Origin of the sequence: Catonella sp., assembly GCF_052173895.1 — a bacterium.
Lineage (GTDB): Bacteria > Bacillota > Clostridia > Lachnospirales > Lachnospiraceae > Catonella.
Map to the genome: position 1 here is coordinate 1 of NZ_JBQMXS010000093.1, position 3,491 is coordinate 3,491.

The 3,491-nt window shown below is 35.0% G+C and carries 3 protein-coding genes, 1 tRNA gene and 1 pseudogene; 1 reads left to right on the forward strand and 4 read right to left on the reverse strand.

What is annotated here, in order from left to right; all coding sequences use genetic code 11:
* The 4 genes and pseudogenes from ACTTG8_RS10010 to prmA form a co-directional block, all read right to left on the reverse strand.
* A pseudogene (locus ACTTG8_RS10010) lies at window positions 1–290 on the reverse strand (tRNA uracil 4-sulfurtransferase ThiI); the annotation flags it as partial.
* Between the two features lie 2 nt (window positions 291–292).
* Window positions 293–1,474, reverse strand: a complete 1,182-nt coding sequence (locus tag ACTTG8_RS10015; protein WP_442561963.1) for a cysteine desulfurase family protein — start codon at window positions 1,472–1,474, stop codon at window positions 293–295.
* A gap of 8 nt (window positions 1,475–1,482) precedes the next feature.
* Window positions 1,483–2,223 carry a 16S rRNA (uracil(1498)-N(3))-methyltransferase gene (locus tag ACTTG8_RS10020; RefSeq protein WP_442561964.1) on the reverse strand — a complete coding sequence of 247 codons (741 nt, stop codon included), beginning with the start codon at window positions 2,221–2,223 and terminating at the stop codon, window positions 1,483–1,485.
* A gap of 1 nt (window position 2,224) precedes the next feature.
* Entirely contained in the window at window positions 2,225–3,241 is a 1,017-nt protein-coding gene (gene prmA, locus ACTTG8_RS10025) for a 50S ribosomal protein L11 methyltransferase (protein WP_442561965.1), read from the reverse strand.
* Window positions 3,242–3,402: 161 nt separating this feature from the next.
* Here prmA and ACTTG8_RS10030 point away from each other — a divergent pair.
* Window positions 3,403–3,485, forward strand: a tRNA-Leu gene (locus ACTTG8_RS10030).
* Window positions 3,486–3,491: the final 6 nt, after the last annotated feature.

The following is a 3,491-nucleotide window of genomic DNA, read 5'->3' on the forward strand; positions in this document are numbered from 1 at the left end:
GCCTCTTCATAAACCTTATCGAGTTCAGTTGTATCTGCAATATAAACAGGACAGATATGTAATACTCCCATTACTCTTTTAAGGGCATTTAATGCACCGTCGTAGTCTATATCACCCTTTCCTGCTTCTACAAATACCCTGCCCGGTTGTTTATATACCTTATAGTTGCCCTCTATTTTTTTTAATGCATTAGCTATTTGACCCACAAGTGCATCCTCAAAAAGATAACGATTCTTCCCTTTTACTCCTATTTCAGCATATTTTATTAAAAAAGCTCTATATTCAAACATTATTATTTTCTCCTATATTTTGAAAGTGTTGGTATGAGTTCTTTAAGCATTTCTATTGCATAGTCAGTCATTTTAGGTTCTGTAAACATTCCGAAACTAAATCTTAGTGTTGAGTCTAATAAGTCATCGTCAAGCCCTATTCCTTTAAGAGTTCCACTATAATCAGGATGATGGGATGAGCAGGCTGAACCTGAAGATACATATATTCCCTTTTCTTCCAAGGCATGTAACAACACTTCTGCCTTTATTCCCCTAAAACTTACACTAACTATCTGTGGAGCTGTTTTTAAGATATTTGCAGACAAATCTCCTGTAGTATCAACTCCGTTTATAGTACAATCAGGGAAATTTGCAAGTAAATCTCTTATAAATTTTTCCTTGATGTTGTAGAGCTTGTTAATTTTTTCTTTATGATTATCATACACAGTTTCAGCAGCAGCACCTATGCCGGCTATGCCCGGTACATTCAGAGTTCCTGAACGGAGATTTTTCTGTTGTCCTCCTCCATGAATGTAAGGGGTAATCCTTATACCTTCTCGTACATACAGGAAACCTATTCCCTTTGGAGCATGGAATTTATGTCCACTTACAGAAATGAAATCAGCTTGCAATTTTTTTGTATTAATTTCAAATTTACCATACCCTTGTATAGCATCTATATGGATTAGAATATTAGGATTTTTCTCTTTAGCAAGTTTTATAATATGTTCTGCATCAGCTAATGCACCAATCTCATTATTAACCAACATAAATGATAACATTATGGTTTCATCATCTATTGATTTTACTAAATCTTCATCTCTTACATGACCTAACTTATTTACAGGCAGATAAGTTATCTTATATCCCTCTTTTGCAAGTACTTCCATAGACTTATATACAGAGGCGTGTTCAAAGCAAGTTGTAACTATCTTATTTCCATAGCGTTTTTTAGTAGCAGCTCCCATTAAGATAGCCTGATTATTTGATTCTGTACCACAGGAAGTAAATATAATTTCACTTTTCTTGGCTTTTAAGGTTTTTGCAATTTTTTCTTTGGCATCTTCTACAAATCGCTCTGCCTCAAACCCTTTTATATGTTTGGAGGAAGGGTTTGCATAGGCATTTCTCATAGTTTCATTCATTATCTCAATTACACTGTCAAACGGTCTTGTAGTTGCCGCATTATCTAAATAGCATTCCATAATCTCTCCTATTCATCTATTTCAAAGGCTATGACAGAAACCAAGGCAAGACCGGCAGTTTCTGTACGGAGTATTCTGTTTCCAAGGCTAATAGGCTTAACCCCTATCTTCATTGCAAGTTCAAGTTCTTCCTCAGCAATACCGCCTTCAGGACCTATGAAAATGCCGATACTCTTTTTGCCATGCACTTCCTTTATAAGTTCTCTTGCCTTATCCATTCCTTTTTCATTTTCGTATGGTATTAGATTATATTCAAGGGTTTCTGCCATTTTTACAGCCTCATTAAAGTTTACAAAGTCTGCAATTTCGGGAACTATCGCCCTACCGGATTGCTTTGCGGCAGTTAGAGAAATAGTGCGCCATCTTTCAAGTTTTTTCTGTTCTTTTTTATGGTCTTCAAGTTTTACTATCGTCCTCTTCATAAGAACCGGAACAATCTTAGATACTCCAAGCTCTACAGCTTTTTGTATTATAAGCTCCATCTTGTCTTTTTTGGGCAGTCCTTGAAAAAGCACTATATTAGTCGGAAGTTCTGATTTTTCTCCATCACAGTCTATAATTTTACAAATAATTCTGTCAGGCAAAAATTCTTCAATCTCAGCAGTGTATATGAGTCCGTTTCCGGCAGACAGCCTTACCTCGTCTTTTTCCCTCATCCTTAGCACATTTTTAATATGATTTACATCATCTCCTGCAATATAGGCATTTTCTCCATCTATACTACAACTGTCTATAAAAAAAATTGACATTTTATTTCCTCGCTACTAAACAAACCCAGTCATTATCACAGGTATTTGATACAAGTTTCAGTCCTGCATCCTGTATAGATTTAATCACTGTATCTGCAAGTTCTTTAACTATACCTGAACAGATATAATATCCGCCCTCTTTAAGTGCAGGTACTATAATAGGGGTAAGAGGCACTAGTACAGGTGCAAGAATATTTGCCACAACTATATCATACTGTTCTTTATAGAGTCGTCCACAGAGTTCGTTATCTTCAAGCAGATTACCTGTTTCAAGCCTTGCTGATTCATCTGTAATATCGTTTTGCAAAAGATTTTCTTTAGCAGACTTGACAGCAGTTTCATCTATATCAATAGCATATGCCCATTTTGCACCAAGTTTTAGGGCGGCTATTGTAAGAATGGCACTTCCACAACCAACATCAAGAATTTTTGCATCCCTATTTACATATTTTTGAAGTTCTTCTACACAAAGTCTTGTAGTTTCATGAGTGCCTGTACCAAAGGCTACTCCCGGATCTATTTTAATAAGAATATCATCTTCATTTATATTGTTAGTTTCTTCCCAAGAAGGTGTAATAACTATATTTTTACCTATCCTAAATGTATGAAAAAATTCCTTCCATTTATTTGCCCAATCAATATCCTCAGTTTCGGATATGTATATTGCCCCACTTCCAATATCAACAAAATTTGAAACAGTTTCAAGTCCTTCTCTGATTTTCTCAATCAGTTCATCAGAATAAAATGCTGCAATATCTTCAATTCCTGTTCCACTGTTGTAGAATGCAGATGAATTTTCATCAGGTGCACCATCACTTACATAAAAAATCAGTTCTGCATTTCCATCATCAGGCTGGATTTCAGGAAGAATGTCTACATACATCTGTTTCTTTTCTACTTCTGTAAGAGGCACTTTATCTATAACTTCTACTCCATAAATACCAAGTTCCCCAAGCATATCAATAATTAAATCTACTGCATCTGTCCTTGTTTCAAGGGTATATTTAAGCCATTTCATATATTTTCCTCCCATTTATAAACCTACTAATTTTATCATATTTCTATAATTATTGCAAAAAAATATTCTTTATAACCAATGTAATTTACAGTAAAAGGCAATCATATTTTATTTTACCTCTTGCATATTTCTGTAAATTATGCTAAAATATTTATTGCTTTGCAGGAGTGGCGGAATGGTAGACGCATCAGACTCAAAATCTGACGATAGCAATATCATGTGGGTTCAAGTCCCATCTCCTGTATTTTTT